This window comes from Gordonia hongkongensis (genome assembly GCF_023078355.1).
GTDB lineage: Bacteria > Actinomycetota > Actinomycetes > Mycobacteriales > Mycobacteriaceae > Gordonia > Gordonia hongkongensis.
The window spans coordinates 3878594-3894762 of sequence record NZ_CP095552.1; the positions used below are offsets into that span (position 1 = coordinate 3878594).

General features: G+C 69.1%; 12 protein-coding genes and 1 pseudogene. 3 read left to right on the top strand and 10 right to left on the bottom strand.

Translation table 11 applies throughout. The annotated features are described in order from the left end of the window. Positions 1-201: 201 nt before the first annotated feature. The 7 genes from MVF96_RS17710 to hpf form a co-directional block, all read right to left on the bottom strand. On the bottom strand, positions 202-1344 hold the full coding sequence (locus MVF96_RS17710; protein ID WP_139363036.1) for a GNAT family N-acetyltransferase: 1143 nt from the start codon (positions 1342-1344) through the stop codon (positions 202-204). Between the two features lie 82 nt (positions 1345-1426). After that, the gene (locus MVF96_RS17715; protein WP_247449895.1) at positions 1427-2542 is read right to left on the bottom strand and encodes a ferredoxin reductase; all 1116 of its coding nucleotides are present in this window, start codon (positions 2540-2542) and stop codon (positions 1427-1429) included. A gap of 76 nt (positions 2543-2618) precedes the next feature. After that, complete coding sequence (locus MVF96_RS17720) at positions 2619-3185, bottom strand: DUF6912 family protein (RefSeq protein WP_247449897.1); 567 nt, start codon at positions 3183-3185, stop codon at positions 2619-2621. 51 nt (positions 3186-3236) lie between these two features. After that, complete coding sequence (locus tag MVF96_RS17725; protein ID WP_247449899.1) at positions 3237-4727, bottom strand: wax ester/triacylglycerol synthase domain-containing protein; 1491 nt, start codon at positions 4725-4727, stop codon at positions 3237-3239. A gap of 55 nt (positions 4728-4782) precedes the next feature. After that, positions 4783-5304, bottom strand: a complete 522-nt coding sequence (locus tag MVF96_RS17730; protein WP_336276196.1) for an Rv3235 family protein — start codon at positions 5302-5304, stop codon at positions 4783-4785. Between the two features lie 260 nt (positions 5305-5564). Next, positions 5565-8393, bottom strand: a complete 2829-nt coding sequence (gene secA, locus MVF96_RS17735) for a preprotein translocase subunit SecA (RefSeq protein WP_247449903.1) — start codon at positions 8391-8393, stop codon at positions 5565-5567. 152 nt (positions 8394-8545) lie between these two features. Next, positions 8546-9367 (bottom strand): ribosome hibernation-promoting factor, HPF/YfiA family, encoded by an 822-nt coding sequence (gene hpf, locus MVF96_RS17740; RefSeq protein WP_058251942.1) that lies wholly within the window; start codon positions 9365-9367, stop codon positions 8546-8548. A 353-nt stretch (positions 9368-9720) separates the two neighbouring features. Between hpf and MVF96_RS17745 the strand changes: the two genes are divergently transcribed. Beyond that, on the top strand, positions 9721-10392 hold the full coding sequence (locus MVF96_RS17745) for a ComF family protein (RefSeq protein ID WP_418930398.1): 672 nt from the start codon (positions 9721-9723) through the stop codon (positions 10390-10392). Between the two features lie 19 nt (positions 10393-10411). On the opposite strand, the gene lpqB is transcribed toward MVF96_RS17745, so the two are convergent. From lpqB to mtrA, 3 genes and pseudogenes are all read right to left on the bottom strand, one after another. Continuing rightward, on the bottom strand, positions 10412-12160 hold the full coding sequence (gene lpqB, locus MVF96_RS17750) for an MtrAB system accessory lipoprotein LpqB (RefSeq protein ID WP_247449905.1): 1749 nt from the start codon (positions 12158-12160) through the stop codon (positions 10412-10414). Beyond that, positions 12157-13828: pseudogene (gene mtrB, locus MVF96_RS17755) on the bottom strand (MtrAB system histidine kinase MtrB). The gene lpqB and the pseudogene mtrB overlap by 4 nt, the downstream one beginning before the upstream one ends. After that, on the bottom strand, positions 13825-14508 hold the full coding sequence (gene mtrA, locus MVF96_RS17760; RefSeq protein ID WP_247452133.1) for an MtrAB system response regulator MtrA: 684 nt from the start codon (positions 14506-14508) through the stop codon (positions 13825-13827). The pseudogene mtrB and the gene mtrA overlap by 4 nt, the downstream one beginning before the upstream one ends. Before the next feature lie 89 nt (positions 14509-14597). On the opposite strand from mtrA, the gene MVF96_RS17765 reads away from it, so the two are divergent. Then, entirely contained in the window at positions 14598-15251 is a 654-nt protein-coding gene (locus MVF96_RS17765; RefSeq protein ID WP_247449908.1) for a dTMP kinase, read from the top strand. Positions 15252-15629: 378 nt separating this feature from the next. After that, positions 15630-16145, top strand: a complete 516-nt coding sequence (locus tag MVF96_RS17770; protein WP_137811466.1) for a hypothetical protein — start codon at positions 15630-15632, stop codon at positions 16143-16145. The last annotated feature ends 24 nt before the right edge of the window (positions 16146-16169 follow it).

The following is a 16169-nucleotide window of genomic DNA, read 5'->3' on the forward strand; positions in this document are numbered from 1 at the left end:
ATGGCGCGACTTCGAGGTGCGCGTGTCAACCGCTGCCTACGCCTACGTTTCCGTAACTTACGCAAGCGTAGGTTGGCGACGGCGTCGTGTCCAGTGAGTGTGACGAACCGGGACTCAACCGATCAACGGAACGGGTTCCGTGCCGGCGAGGAAGCTGCACAGTCGACGCGAGACAGTGAATGGTCGACGGGGCGGGACTAGTCAGTCCTTGCGGTCGGCCTCGTAGTCGTCGCGGAACAGCTCGAATCCCACGAGGTCCTCGAAGACGCCGTCGGACCGGGCGGCGAGTTTCTGTGTGCCGAACTCGCGGAAGCCGGCGATGCGGGCGAGCTTCTTGCTGCCCTCGTTGCTGTCAGCGGCGAAGAGGGTGAGGCGGCGGAACCCCAGCTTGTCGAAGGCGTACCGGACCGCAGCCGGAAATGCCTCGCCCAGAACGCCTTTGCCGCGGGCCTCGGGGTGCGTGTAGAAACCCGCCTCGGCGCCGGTGACCTCGTCGATGTGCAGCAGGGTGATGTCGCCCAGGTAGTCGTCGGTCTCGCGATCCGCCACCGCCCAGGTGCATGTCGTGCCCTGCGCGGCCGTCCACCACTTGCGGAGGCGTTCGGCCGCGGCGTGTTCGAGTTCCAGCGGATCGGGGCGCGCGAACAGGTACTTGCGCGACACCGGGTCGTCGAGCGTCTCCCGGATGCGCGGGTCGTCGGTCTCCGCGAGCGGCCGCAGGCGGAACCGCTCGGTCTCGAAAACGTCTGTCCGCCAATCGGTCTTGGGATGCTGAGGATCGCCTGCGTGCAGCGATCCGACCCAGGCGTCGCGGATGTGACCGCGGACCTCGATGCCGTTGGGAACCGCGGCGTCGAGACGGAATCCGCAGGAGTGGGCCACCCGCAGCGCGTCGATGTTGCCGGCGACGGTCGTCCATCGGACGACCTCTTTGTCCGCTTCGGAGAATGCGTAGTTGACGGCCAGCAGGACGGCGCGCTTCATCACGCCCCACCCGCGGGCGTCGGGGTGCAGGTCGTAGCTGAGTCGGGTGAGCGGGCCCTCGCCCTCGATGTCGACGGTGCCGACGAACCGGCCGTCGAATTCGACGGCCCACAGCATCCGGGTACCCTTCGCCCAGCTGCGCGGCGCGTAGTCGAGGGCGAAGCGTTCGGCTGCCGCACGACTGTACGGTGCCGGGATCGGGGTCCATCGCATCATGGCCGGATCCGCCGCGAGTTCGACCATCCGGTCGAGGTCGTGGGGCTCATGCGGCCGCAGGGTGACGCCTCCGTCACTCAGGACGGGGATATCGCTGGGGGCCGGGGCCTCAGCGGTCACTGGTGCCTTCGCCGGCGTTTCCACAGAACAGATTCCTCTCGCCACGCACGTCGTTCACCCTACCGGCTCACCGATGGGCGCGAGCCACACGAGACGAAGACGCTGCTCAGACGGCGAGGGTGCAGTCTCCCGCCGCAGCGGAAACACAGGTCTGGATGCGTTCGCCCTCGACGTGTTCGACGCCCGAGCGCAGGTCGCGCACGCATCCCTTGTCGAGCATGACCACGCAGCTCTGGCAGATCCCCATCCGGCATCCGAACGGCATCATCGCGCCCGCGGCCTCCCCCGCCTCGAGCAGCGTGGTCGCGCCGTCGACGACCGCCGATTTCCCGGACCGGGAGAACGTGACCGTACCGCCCTGTGCCCCGACGACGCCGCGTTCGAGGGCGAACCGCTCGATGTGCAACTGCTCGGTCAGGTGCGCCTCCGCATAGAGGCGCTGCAGGCCGTCGAGGAACCCGGCGGGTCCGCACGCCCAGGTCTGACGTTCGCGCCAGTCGGCGCAGAGGGACGGCAGCACGTCGGGAGTGATCTGCCCGTCGGTTCGCGTGTACTGCACATGCAGGTCGACGACGCCGCTGTCCGCCAGGTCCCGGAGTTCGTCGGCGAAGAGCAGATCGGCCGGCGTGGGCGTCGAGTGCACGAGTGTGATGTCGGTGCGCTGGTCGCGGTGTCGTGCGGTGCGCAGCATCGAGATGATGGGCGTGAGTCCGCTTCCGGCGGTCACGAAGAGAATCTTCGCCGGCAACGGGTCCGGCAGCACGAACTCCCCGCGCGGTGCGGCGAGACGGACGACCGTGCCGGGCTGGAGACCGTTCACCAGGTGACTGGACAAGAAGCCCTCGGGCATCGCCTTGACCGTGATCGAGATCGTCTTGTCGTTCGCCGACGAGTCGGGGGTCGAGGTCAGCGAATAGGAACGCCACGCCCAGCGGCCCTCCATCAGGACGCCGATGCCGATGTACTGACCCGGGGCGTAGTCGAACGAGAAGCCCCAACCGGGCCGGATGCGGATCGTCGCGGTGTCCTCGGTCTCCTTGGTCACCGAGACGACCTTGCCCCGCAGCTCGCGGGCCGACCACAACGGATTCGCCAGGTGGAGATAGTCGTCGGGCAGGAGCGGCGTCGTGATCCGGGTGAGCGCGGCGCGGGCCCACTGCGAGCCGCGGCTGCGGGCCGCGACGCCGGAAACCGGTTCCTCGAACCTCTCGAGCAAACCCATCTCACTTACCGCCTTCGACGTCGGGGAACGTGTCGGAGCCACCATAACCTACGCAACCGTAGGTTAGTGGTTCGGTTCAGAGCAGCTCGAGGAGGAACGGCAGTTCCTGAGTCGCGTACCACGCGAGATCGAAGTCCTCGACGTCGCCGACCGCGAGTTCGGCATCGAGGTCACCCATGTCGGCGGCGTCGATGACCACCACGGCCGCACGGACCTTCGGCTCCGCCTCGGCGACGTCGACATGCACCGACGCGATCGCCGACACCGGGACGGGCCCGGCGATCTTGACCACCGCGTCGTCCAGGTCGGGACGCAGTGTCACGTCCTCCACGTCGGCCGCGACGACCACGCGCCGGGGCGGCAGACGCGAGGTGTCCGCGGGGTCGGTGACCGCCTCGTCGGCGACCAGTTCGGACTCGGACTCGCGGTCGCCGGCCTCCGGGGCCTCCCCGGCGAGCAGGCGCAACGACGCACGCGCGGCCTCGCGCAGCGCGACCTCGGACAGCTCCTCGTCATCCCCGGAGACGAAGGCCTCACGCAGCGCGGGCGTCAGGGCGAAACCCGTGCCGCCCAGCGGACGGAACTCGCCGTCGGTATCGAGCCGCAACAGCATCGCCAACGTCGCCGGCAGGTACACCCTCATTCGTCAACTACTCCCGTTCGGCCAGCGGTAGGGCTGGGTCAGCTCATCTGGTCAGCTCTTCTGGGTCAGCTCTTCGTGGGACTCGAAGACGTAGTCGGCCATCGCGGGCAGATCGGCGATGACCCCGCGGTCGGCGACGAAGGCGAAGTGCAGATGGTCACGGTACTCGACCACGCTGATCGCCAGCGCACGCTGCGACACGAGGGTGGGAATCGAGAAGACCTGGCGCACCGGTGCGCCGAGGACGAAACGGTCCGGCACCGGCGACGTGCTCATCGCCACCGGCACGTTGTAGGCACGGCTGTTCAGCGACCGGAACGCCCGAGAGCTGATCTCCGGGAACGGCACCACACCCAGTTCGGGGAAGAGCGGGCTGGGACCGAGAGTCATCCGGCGCGGCGACTGCGCATATCGGTCGGCCAGACCGGCCACCTGCGCCAGCCGAACGGCCGGATTGCTCTCCCCCACCGGCAGATCGGTGACGAAACTCGGTTTGCCGACCCCGATCCACCCGGGTTCCGGCTCGGCCGCGCGCTCGACACCCGGGTCGCGTGCCGACAGCGGCACGACGACCCGCACGGTGTCGGCGGGCACCTCGGCCGGATCGAACGACAGCATCCACTTGCGCATGACCCCGGAGATGATGGCCAGCTCGACGTCGTTGATGGTGCAACCGTGATGCTCGGCGACCTTTGCGCAGCCCCGTCGCGGCAGCGCGACGGTGGTGAAGGACCGGGTGGTGGTACCCGCGTTGTTCAACGGACTGCGTGGCGCCGAGTCGGTCAGCTGCGACACCACGTCCCCCACGCGCCGCACGGTCGTGCCGACGGCGGACCGCATCTCGGACACGATTCCGTTGCCGTGGAGCACCGTGTCCACGAGGTCGCCCGGACGCGCGAGCGCCTCGGCGAGGGCACCGGCGACGAGATGGGTGCCGCCCGGCGGCCTGCCCGGCATCCACAACTCCTCCGGCAGCAGTTCCGCTGTCTCGGTGTCGTCGCAGATGACCTCACTGATCTCCCGGCTGCCCGCATCATCGATGAGGCATCGGTGCGACTTGGTCAGGATCGCGAGTCGGCCGTCGGCGAGACCCTCGATGAGATACATCTCCCAGAGCGGTCGCGTGCGGTCGAGCGGCCGCGACATCACCCGGGCGACGAGTTCGTCGACGTCGACGGCTCCACCGGGCCGCGGCAGACCCGCGCGACGGATGTGGAAGTTGATGTCGAAGTCGGGGTCGTCGACCCAGACCGGGCGCGCGAGCCCGAGCGTCACCTCGCGGACGACCTGGCGATACCGCGGGATGAGTTGAAGGCGGTTCTCGACCAGCGACACCAGACCCGCGTAGTCGAGCGTCGACTGCCGGGACGCTCGCCTGGCCGCATCGGACGCTTCGGATCCGGTGTCGCCCGGTTCGGCGTTCTCCGAGGTCGCCTGCGCGGCCGCGGGATCGACGATCAGCAACGCCCCGAGGTGGGTCGTGGACCGCGAATCGTCGAGGAAGTAGTACATCGCGTCGCGGGGCGACAGACGGGTGACCACGACGCCGATCGTAACCGCCGACGCGGATTTCCGTGGTCTGCGCAGGAGCTACCCGTCAGCCGAACTCGAGGGCCACCAGCTGCCACCGGTATTCCACTCGACCCAACGATCGCCGGCCCGGGTCCGCGGCGCCACGGACCCGGATCGGCTTGCGCTCGATGCGGCCCGCGAACGCCCGGGTCCGCCCACCCCCCTCGTACGAGCCGAACACTTCTGCGGCGCTGGGATCGCACACCTGGACGTGTACGCGCCGCAGCACATTCCCGGCCGACATCTGCGCCACCGGCGTCGATGCGGTCCCCGGCGTCCCGGTTCCGGTCGACTCCGGAATCCGAAAGGCGTCGTGCCGGACGAGGGCTGCGACCTGGTCGGCGATCGCCGGCGACACGACGTCGCCGAGGTGCGCGACCGAGCGACGCCGATCGACCACCTCGAACAGCAGCCGGGACACCGCAACGGTGAAGCGGCGGGCCTCGGCCGCGGCGACCGCGGTCTTGCGCGCCGAAACGGCACCCGGAGCCGACCCCGGGAACGGCCGGATGGCCGTCGGAGTCGCAAGGCCGTGCGGTGCTGCCACCACCGGACCGGCGGGCTCGTACGGCGGCGCCGGACGAACCCGGACCCGCGGTGTCTGCTGCGACGGCCGCGATCCGTGCGGCCGCGACGTGCTCGTGGGTGCGAGTTCAGGACCCGCCAGGAGTGGACGCATGGGATTTGGACGCACGGGGCGTCCCGGTTCCATCGAATCCGAGAAATCCGCCGACGGTCGGTCCCGGACATCTCGGGGACCGACCGTCGGCGGTCACTGCTGGTGGCGGCACCCGCTTGGGGCGCCGGTCAGCGGCGCTGCTTCTTGGACTTCGGCGGCTTCGGCCGGGACCCCTTGGTGGTGGCGCGGGCCGCGGCGCGGCGCTCGCGACGGCTGGCGGATTCCGCGGCGCCCGAGAGCTCCTCCTCCTCGGAGCGCACGACCGTACCGCCGCCCTCGCCAGGGCCCGAGTACGTGACCGCCGCGTCCGCCGACTGAGTCGGGGCCCGCAGGGCGGCCGGGGCCTGAGCACCGGAGTCGGCGGCCGGAGCGGGAGCGGGCACCGGTGCCGGGGCACCCGCGCCCACGGCCGCGCGCAGGTCGGCAGCACTCGGGAGCGGTTGCTCGGCCGCCGGCTGCTGTGTCTGCACCTGCGCGTTGAACAGGATGCTCAGCGTCTCTTCCTTCAAGCCCTCGAGCATGCCGTGGAACATGTCGAAGCCCTCGCGCTGGTACTCGACGACCGGGTCACGCTGGGCCATCGAACGCAGGTGGATGCCCTCGCGCAGGTAGTCCATCTCGTACAGGTGGTCGCGCCACTTGCGGTCGAGCACGCTCAGCAACACGCTCCGTTCGAGCTGTCGCATCGCGCCCTCGCCGGCGATCGCGTCGATCTGCTTCTCACGGGTGTCGTACGCGGCGCGCGCGTCGGCGACGAGCTTCTCGCGCAGCTCGTCGGCCGAGATGTCATCGCGCTCACCGTATTCGGACTCACCGACGACATCCTTCGGATCGAGCTCGATCGGGTACAGCGCACGCAGTGCGGTCCACAGCTCGTCGAGATCCCAGTCCTCGGCGTAACCCTCGGCGGTCGCACCGTCGACGTAGGCCCCGACGACGTCGTCGACCATCTGCTTGACCTGCTCGTGGTGATCCTCGCCCTCGAGGATGGTGCGGCGCTCGGCGTAGATGACCTTGCGCTGCTCGTTCATCACCTCGTCGTACTTGAGCACGTTCTTGCGCATCTCGAAGTTCTGCTGCTCGACCTGCGTCTGCGCGCTGCGGATCGCCTTGGTCACCATCTTCGCCTCGATGGGGACGTCGTCGGGCAGCCGGTTCATGATCGCCTCGAGCGCACCGCCGTTGAATCGACGCATGAGCTCGTCGGCGACCGACAGGTAGAACCGCGACTCACCCGGATCGCCCTGGCGGCCGGAACGGCCGCGCAGCTGGTTGTCGATACGGCGTGACTCGTGGCGTTCGGTGCCCAGCACGTACAGACCGCCGGCCGCGCGGACCTCCTCGGCCTCCTTCGCGGCGTCGGTGCGGGCGACCTCGATGGCCTCGTCCCACGCGGCCTCGTACTCGTCGGGGGTCTGCACCGGGTCGAGACCGGCCTTGCGCAGCCGGGTGTCGGCGATGATGTCGGGGTTGCCGCCGAGCACGACGTCGGTACCGCGACCGGCCATGTTGGTGGCCACGGTGACCGCGCCGAGCCGACCCGCCTCGGCGATGATCTGCGCTTCCTGCTCGTGGAACTTCGCGTTCAGGACGCTGTGCGGGATCTCGCGCTTCTTGAGCTGGCGGGAGAGGTATTCCGAACGCTCGACGCTGGTCGTACCGATCAGGACGGGTTGTCCCGTCGCATGACGCTCGGTGACGTCGTCGACGACCGCGGCGAACTTCGCCTCCTCGGTCTTGTAGATCAGGTCACCCTGGTCCTTGCGGATCATCGGCTTGTTGGTCGGGATCGGCAGCACCCCGAGCTTGTAGATCTGGTCGAACTCGGCGGCCTCGGTCTCGGCGGTACCGGTCATCCCGGACAGCTTCTCGTAGAGGCGGAAGTAGTTCTGCAGCGTGATCGTGGCAAGCGTTTGGTTCTCGGCCTTGATCTCGACGCCCTCTTTCGCCTCGATGGCCTGGTGCAGGCCCTCGTTGAAGCGACGCCCGTCGAGCACGCGGCCGGTGAACTCGTCGACGATCATGACGTTGCCGTTGCGGACGATGTAGTCCTTGTCGCGCTGGAACAGCTCCTTGACCTTGATCGCGTTGTTCAGGTAGCTGACCAGGGGCGAGTTGGCGGCCTCGTAGAGGTTGTCGATGCCGAGGCGGTCCTCGACGAACTCGACGCCGGCCTCGTGGACACCGACGGTCTTCTTCTTGATGTCGACCTCGTAGTGCACGTCGCGCTCGAGCAGCGGGGCGATCCGCGCGAACTCGGTGTACCACTTGCTCGACCCCTCGGCGGGGCCGGAGATGATCAACGGGGTACGGGCCTCGTCGACGAGGATCGAGTCGACCTCGTCGACGATCGCGTACGAGTGGCCGCGCTGGACGAGGTCCTCGAGCGAGTGCGCCATGTTGTCGCGCAGGTAGTCGAAGCCGAATTCGTTGTTCGTGCCGTAGGTGATGTCGGCGGCGTAGGCCTCGCGCCGCGCGGCCGAGCTCATGCCGGTGAGGATGACGGCGGTGTCGAGACCGAGGAACCGGTGCACGCGGCCCATCCACTCGGAGTCGCGCTTGGCCAGGTAGTCGTTGACGGTGACCACGTGCACGCCGTCGCCGGAGAGCGCGTTGAGGTAGGCCGGGAGCACACAGGTGAGCGTCTTGCCCTCACCGGTCTTCATCTCGGCGATGTTCCCGTAGTGCAGCGCCGCCCCGCCCATGATCTGCACGTGGAAGTGCTTCTGGTCGAGCACTCGCCACGCCGCCTCGCGGGCGACCGCGAAGGCCTCGGGCAGCAGCTCGTCGAGCGACGCCCCGTCGGCGATGCGCTCTTTGAACTCGTCTGTCTTGGCACGCAACTCGGCGTCGGTCAACGCCTCGACGTCATCGGACAGCGTCTCGACGTGCGATGCGATCGCATCGAGTCGCTTGACCATGCGGCCTTCGCCGACACGCAACAGCTTGTTCAGCACCGTGGATCGAGTCCCTCACCTGTAGAAAACACACGGAATCCGGCCCGCGCGAACGCACAGACCGGATCCCATGGTACCGAGGTGAGCTGAGCAGACCCTGATCGGATCGTCGGACATCGACCGGATGACCGCCCGCGGGGCCCGCTCGGGCGTCAGGTCAACCTGATGAGCCCGTAGTCGAAGGCGTGCCGGCGATAGACGACGGACGCCTTGTCGGTCTCCTTGTCGTGGAACAGGAAGAAGTCGTGGCCGACCAGTTCCATCTCGTAGAGCGCGTCGTCGACGGTCATCGGCACGGCCGTGTGCTCCTTCACGCGGACGATCTGACCGGGTGTGTATTCCTCCACGCCGTCGTCCCACTGTTCGGCGGAGTCGGCCGCCGTCGAGTTCGGATCACCGACGAAACCGTCCACGGAGAGCTGGTTGTCGCGGAGGGGCGGCGCACCGATCTCGGTGGCTTCGGCGACCGAGAGCGGCCGGCGGTTGCCGTGATGGACACGGCGGCGGTCCTTGACGCGGCGCAGCCGGGACTCGACCTTGTCGAGCGCGTGTTCGAGGGCGGCGTAGAAGTTCTCGCCGCAGGCCTGCGCCCGGACGATCGGCCCCTTGCCCGTCGCGGTGATCTCCACCTGTTGACAGACCTTGGACTGTCTCCGGTTGCGCTCGTGGTTCAGCTCGACGTCGAATCGGTAGATGGTCGGATCGAATCGCTCGAGACGAGCGAGTTTGTCGCCGACGTAGATGCGGTAGTGGTCGGGGATCTCGACGTTGCGGCCGCTGAACACGACCTTCGCGGTGGGTTCGGCCGGCTCGTCGGCGTCCACCGTTCCCGGTGGGCGGACGAAGGCGAATTCCGGATCGTAGGAATCGTTCTCGGTTGATCGGCGGTCGGGCGCGGGACCCTCCTCCACGGTCGGCCGTGGGTCGGCGGTCTTCGGTTCGCGCTGGCCTTTGCGGTGGATGACTGTGGACATTCAACTACCTCCTGAATTGTCCCGAAGCCGGTTGAATCGCCGTGATCTGTTGTCGCACTGGCGATTCGAACGGCACCGAGGATGTGTCCATGTCAGCTGACAGCTGACACTCAAAGACAGGGGCATCACCTCCCGGCAAAAGCGGTCGTGGCCGGCACACCTCGACGGCCTCCGGCAACCTGCTGTACCCCCGACCGTAGCCGCAAGTTCCGGTATCGGCCACGTTTTGCGGCGCGGCGTCGGCATGTCGAGACGAACGGGCACGAGATCCTCCCGCGAGCACCCGCGCCCCGGTTGTGCACACCCTCGCCCACCGCCCCGCACACCTGTGCGAGGTGCACTACCGTCGGCGCGTGACGTGGCGCCGGCAGGTCTTCGAGGCGGGAACCGATCTGATGTTCCCGATCGTCTGCGGCGGGTGCGGTCGCCCAGGTACCCGGTGGTGCCGACGATGCGAGCGCGCGTTGTCCGACGCCCCCATCGCGGCCCACCCTCGGGTCGCGCCCGGCGTCCCGGTCTGGGCGCTGGGCCGGTACCGCGGTCCGCATCGGCAGGCGATCATCGCGCTCAAGGAACACGACCGTCGCGATCTCGCCCGGCCCCTCGGCACCGCTCTCGCGCTCGGTGTCCGCGTGCTGGCCCGGTGGGGTGAGCTCCCCGACGCCGAACGGATGCTGCTGATCCCGGCACCGACCCGCCGGATGACGGCGCGGCGGCGCGGCGGGGACCCCGTCACGGCGGTGGCGGCGAACGCGGCGCCCGCACTGGGCCGACGGGTACGGGTCGCACCGCTGCTGGTGACGTCGGCGACGGCACGGGACTCCGCCGGACTCGACGCCCGGGCCCGCGCCCGGAATCTACGCGGCGCCGTCCGGCTGCGCTCCGGCGCCCTCCCGGCCCCCGGGGCGAGCGCGATCCTGGTCGACGACGTGCTGACGACCGGCGCGACCGTGACCGAATCGGTGCGCGTGCTCGCCGAGAACGGCGTCGACGTCGCGGCGATCGTCGTGCTCGCGGCCGCCTGACGGTAGCGGCTCGGGTCGCTTAGGGCAGGACCGGGATCGCGCCCTCGATCATCGCCGGCTCGACCTCGGTCCAGTACTGGTCGGGCTGGCCGTTGCTGCTGCCGAGTCGCAGCACACCGCGCTGATCGCCCACGTAGATCGTCGAGGCGTTGGCGACCACCGCCCGCACCGGCGGGGACACGTTGCCGCTCAGCAGGCCGACCGCCGGGGTGCCGTCGATCGACAGCTGCACGACCGGCGACTCGGGTGCCTCGCGCGCGATCATCAGCGTCGTCGGCGACGCCCAATCCACCGAGACCGCGCGGTTGCCGATGTTGTAGGCCGCGATCCGCGGGCTGGTCAGCGAGACCTGGCCCTCGGTGTTGGTCGACAGCACCGCGAAGACGATCTGTCCGCCGACCACTAGTGCGGTGCGCACACCGTCCGGGGCCACCTGCATCTCGGTGATCGCGCCTCGCGCGACCGTAGGGATCGACGAAGCCTCGACGGGCACGGTGGCGGTGCCGTCGTCGTCGCGTTGCCATTGGATCGGTTTTCCGTCGACGACGACCCACACGGTGTTTTCGTCGGAGCCGAACGACGGCCGGGTGATCGACGACCCGCCGACGATCGGTCCGACATCGCCGCCGTAGTCGCCGATCACCAGTTCGAGCCTGCGCTCGGGTCCGGACAGACTCCGGACCGCCGCCACCCGCGCCCCGTTGTCGGAGATGGTCGCCGACCGCAGATCGCGCGCCGACCCGAGCGGCCCCTGCACCGGCACGGTCGCGGTGTCGGTCACCGCCCGCAACGCGCCGCCCGTGACGATGTTGAGGCCGACATCGGTGGTGGGCACAGAGTTCGGATCGAAGGCCCGCACGTCGGTGGTCTGCCATCCGGAGGCGCGTTCGGCGGCCAGCGGCGCGCCGTCGGCGTCGATGACGTAGGGCCCGGATATGTCGGCGCCGTCGAGCGTCCAGATGATCTGCGCCGCCAGCAGGTTGCGATCCCGCGCGGGGGCGCTCCCGATGCCGTCGAGATCCACACGTACGCCGCCGCCGGCGAGGCCGACGACCGGACCCCGCAGTGCGGCTCCATTGGGGAAACCGCTGTCCACTGCCGCCGCGAGGTCCGACGCGGGTCCCGCGATCAACCGGTTCACCAGCACGGTCGGGTCGGTCGCCTGTCCGGCGTAGAGCCAGCGCGGGTCGGGGACGAGCCGGCGCCCGGTGCGGTCGCTGTAGTACAGCGAGACCGGCCGGTAGGTGCTGTCGAACTGGTCCCGGTCGATCATCGTGCCGTTCGGCAGGGGCCCGTCGATGCGCCACTGGTCTCCCGAGCGGGTGAGGCTGATGCTGGTCTCGACCCGTCCCGAGGCCGGCAGCAGCTGACCGTCGGACTTGAGGGTCCCGACATTGTCGCCGATGAGCCGCATCCGCACCGAGTCCTCGTTGCGCTGGTCGACGAAGGTGTTGATCTCGTCGACGATCAGCGCGTCGCCGCGGTCGTCCCACTGCTGCGAGGCGACCGAGGTCAGGAAGGCGCGCGCCGAGCGATGCGCCGAGTCGGGATCGACGGTGGACTTGAGGAAGGCCCGCACCAGGGCCTCGGGATCCATGTCGGCCTGGGGCACCGGGACCGCGTTGGTCGCGCCCTCGCGTTCGAACGATTTGATCGGCTGGGGAGACGAGTCGTTGGGGATCGCCCCGCACGCGGTGACCAGCAGCAGCGCCGCGACACCGAGCGCCAGCGCCAGGACGGCGCGGCCGGACCGGGATGACCGCGTCATTCGGCACCCGCTCCCGGGCCCGCGGCGCGCCCACCCGTCCTGGGCGCGGAGGTGCGCTGCAGGGTGCCCACCGATTTCAGGGGCAGCGGCGAACCGAGGACCTTGTGCCCGCGCACGAGCGGCAACGTCAACCGGAAGCACGCGCCCTTGCCCGGTTCACCCCACGCCTCGAGGCGCCCCTGGTGCAGGCGGGCGTCCTCGATGCTGATGGCCAGGCCGAGGCCGGTACCGCCCGAACGCCGGAATCGCGACGGGTCGGATCGCCAGAACCGGTTGAACACCAGCTTCTCCTCCCCGGCCGCAGTCCGATGCCCTGATCGCGCACGGTGATGGCCACCGCGTCACCATCCGAACGCATGGTGAGCGTCACCGGTTTCCGTTCGCCGTGATCGATGGCGTTGGCGAGCAGGTTCCGCAGGATGCGTTCGACGCGACGCGGATCAATCTCGGCCAGGACGGGTTCGGCCGGGAGATCGAGGACGAGCTCGGTGCCGGTCTCCTCGGCGAGGTGACCGACGGTGGCCAGGGCACCGTCGATCGGGATGGCCATGTCCATCCGCTCGGCGGCCAGTTCGGCCATGCCGGCGTCGTGACGCGAGATCTCCAGGAGCTCGTTGAGCAACGTCTCGAAGCGGTCGAGTTCCTTGTCCAGCAATTCCACCGACCGCTTGCGGACCGGGTCGAGATCCTCGCGGCCCTCGTAGAGCACGTCGGAGGCCATCCGCACGGTGGTCAGCGGTGTACGCAGTTCGTGGCTGACGTCGGAGGTGAACTGCCGCTGCAGTCCGCCGAACTCCTCGAGATGGGTGATCTGCTTGGACAGGCTCTCGGCCATGTCGTTGAAGGACATCGCGAGCCGGGCCATGTCGTCCTCACCGCGGACCGGCATTCGCTCCTTCAGTCGGCCGTCGGCGAACCGGACCGCGATCCGCGACGCCGACCGCACCGGGATGACGACCTGACGCGACACAAGCCACGCGATCGCGGCCAGCAGACCGAGTAGCACGATGCTGCCCGTCAGCAGCGTGCCGCGGACGAGGTCGAGCGTGTTCTGTTCCGCGGTCAACGGGAACACGAGATACAGCTCGAGGCCGGGCACCGAGGCGTTCGTGGGACTGCCGACGATCAGCGCCGGCGCCCGACCCCCGTCCCGTCGGGGACCTGGGTGTACTGGTAGGCGACCTGCCCGCCGCGGACCATGTCCCGCAGGTTCGACGGCACCTCGGCCGTCGGCCCGACGCCGCTCGCGACCCCGTTGTCGGAGCCGCCCGGTACCAGCAGGACGGTGTCGAAGGCACCGACGGCACCCGACGCCTGCCCGGTGTCGGCGTCCCGGTCGGTGAGCAGGGACCGCGTCTGACGCAAACGGTTCTGAACGGACATGTTGCCCGCGCCGCTCGACAGATCGCGCTCCACCGAGATGCGGGCGCGATCGATCTCCTCGGTCGCCGCCGCCAGCTTGACGTCGAGCAACCGGTCGGTGATCTGGGTGACGAGGACGAAGCCGAGAATGAGGAGAACGACGACCGACAGCACCAACGTGGACACCACGACCCGCAACTGCAGCGAGCGCCGCCAGATGTGCCCGAAGGCACGTCCGACAGCGCCGGCGGTGCGGGTGAAGCGTCCGAGAGTGCTGTTGACCCGTCGTCGAGATCGACCGATCACGGCGGGCCGGCCTTGTAGCCGACCCCCACCGTCAGGACGACCTCGGGATTCTCCGGGTCGGTTTCGACCTTGGCGCGTAACCGCTGGACATGCACGTTGACGAGTCTAGTGTCCGCCGGGTGCCGGTATCCCCACACCTGTTCGAGGAGGACGTCGCGGGTGAACACCTGACGGGGCTTGCGCGCGAGCGCGACGAGCAGGTCGAACTCGAGCGGGGTCAGCGAGATCGGCACACCGTCGCGGGTGACCTTGTGCGCGGGCACATCGATCTCCACCGGGCCGATCGACAGCAGCTCGGCCGGTTCCTCGTCGGTCCGGCGCAGGCGCGCACGCACCCGGGCGACCAACTCCTTCGGCTTGAACGGTTTGACCATGTAGTCATCGGCGCCGGATTCCAGGCCCAGCACCACATCGACGGTGTCGGACTTCGCCGTCAGCATCACGATGGGCACACCCGAATCGGCACGCAGCACACGGCAGACGTCGATGCCGTTCATGCCGGGCAGCATCAGGTCGAGAAGCACCAGATCGGGACGGATCTCCCGGACCGCGGTCAGAGCCTGCGTGCCGTCGCCCACCACGAAGGGCTCGAAACCCTCGCCGCGCAACACGATCGTCAGCATCTCGGCGAGTGCATCCTCGTCGTCGACGACGAGGATGCGGGGCTTCATGTTGTCAATGGTGACATCACCGTGATGAAACCGTGGTGATCGACGCGCCGGGACGGACGTTCTGACCCGATTGGTTCCGTCCACCTAGACTCCCCCGCGTGGGTCAATTGATTGCCGTGGAAGGACTCGACGGCGCCGGCAAGAACACCCTGGTCACCGGTCTGATCGACCGATGGTCAGCGGCCGGACTCCGGGTCGCGACGTTCACCTTCCCCCGCTACGGCCGGTCGGCGACCGCCGACATCGCGGCCGAAGCGCTCCACGGTTCGCACGGTGACCTACGCGACAGCGTGTACGCGATGGCACTGCTGTTCGCGCTCGACCGGGCCGGAGCGGTCGAGGACATCCACGCCGCCACCGAGGCCTACGACATCGTGATCCTGGACCGCTATGTCGCGTCCAACGCCGCCTACAACGCCGCACGTCTGGAGCAGGGCGCCGGCGGTGAGATGGTGCGGTGGGTCGTCGACCTGGAGTTCGGCCGATTCGACATGCCGGTCCCCGATCGCCATGTCCTGCTCGGGGTGCCACCGGAGGTCGCGATGCAGCGTGCGGCGTCGCGCGCCGACCAGGACGCGGCGCGAGCCCGGGACGCCTACGAACGCGACGACGCCCTGCAGCGCCGGGTCGACGCCGTCTACCGCGAACTCGCGGGGGACGGTTGGATGTCGCCCTGGTACCTGTTCGACGGCGAGGATGTCGCGGGCCTGGCCGACGACCTCCGTACCGACCGAACAGCACCGACCGAATGACGCGTCCGATGACCTCGCGGCGCCCTTTCGATAGCCTTGGACCACCGATTCTGAAGGGCGTTTCATGACCTATCAGCCACCGCCACCAGGTGGTGGACCGCCGCCGTACGGTCCGCCGGGCCCCGGCCGGCCGGGCCCGGGTCCTCAGGGTTCGGGCCCGCCGGGTCCCGGCAGGCAGGGCCCCGGTCAACAGGGTCCCGGTCAGCAGTACGGCCCGGGTCGGCAACCAGTGCCCGGTCCGCATCGCCCGGGGGGATACGGCCCTCCGCCCGCCCCGTACGGCCGCCCCCGTTCGCCCCGGGACAGTACGGTCCCTCCGCGCCCGGGACTCCCGGCTTCGGAGGCCCGCCCGGCCCGCCGCCGCGTGGCAACACCGGGGTGATCGTCGCCTGGGTGCTCGGCGGCGTCGCGATCGTCGCGGTGATAGCCCTGGTGCTCACGGTGGTGGTGACCAGATCGTCGTCGGACGACACCGTGGTCGCCGGTTCGTCGAGCGCGACATCGGGCCCGACCTCCGCCTCCGACGACCCGTCGCCGAGTGAGAGCGGGTCGGAGCCGGGATCGACCGACTACACCGCCCTTTCCGAGATCCGGGCGGCGTTGCTCGCCTACATCACCGCCCGCAACGAGCGCGACGTCGCGCGCATGCGCGCCGCGGTGTGCACCCAGTCCCGAGACCGGATCACCGGCGTACCCCCTGCCGACGGCGGAGACATCGTTCTCGACGGCTTCCTCGACACGGTCTTCGACGGCGACGTCGCCCAGTCCGAGGTCGTGTCCCACCTCGAGAAGGGCACGGAGAGAACGGCATCGGAGAAGTCGAACGAGCGCTTCCTCAAGGAGGAGGGTTCGTGGATCTACTGCCCCGACGCCGAACCCGACATCGGAACCTGACTTCGGGAACCCGGCTTTCGAACC

Excerpts from the sequence above, each read along its gene's own strand:
- MVF96_RS17715 (WP_247449895.1), bottom strand. The coding sequence starts at position 2,542 with ATGGGTTTGCTCGAGAGGTTCGAGGAACCGGTTTCCGGCGTCGCGGCC.
- MVF96_RS17720 (WP_247449897.1), bottom strand. The coding sequence starts at position 3,185 with ATGAGGGTGTACCTGCCGGCGACGTTGGCGATGCTGTTGCGGCTCGAT.
- hpf (WP_058251942.1), bottom strand. The coding sequence starts at position 9,367 with ATGTCCACAGTCATCCACCGCAAAGGCCAGCGCGAACCGAAGACCGCC.
- lpqB (WP_247449905.1), bottom strand. The coding sequence starts at position 12,160 with ATGACGCGGTCATCCCGGTCCGGCCGCGCCGTCCTGGCGCTGGCGCTC.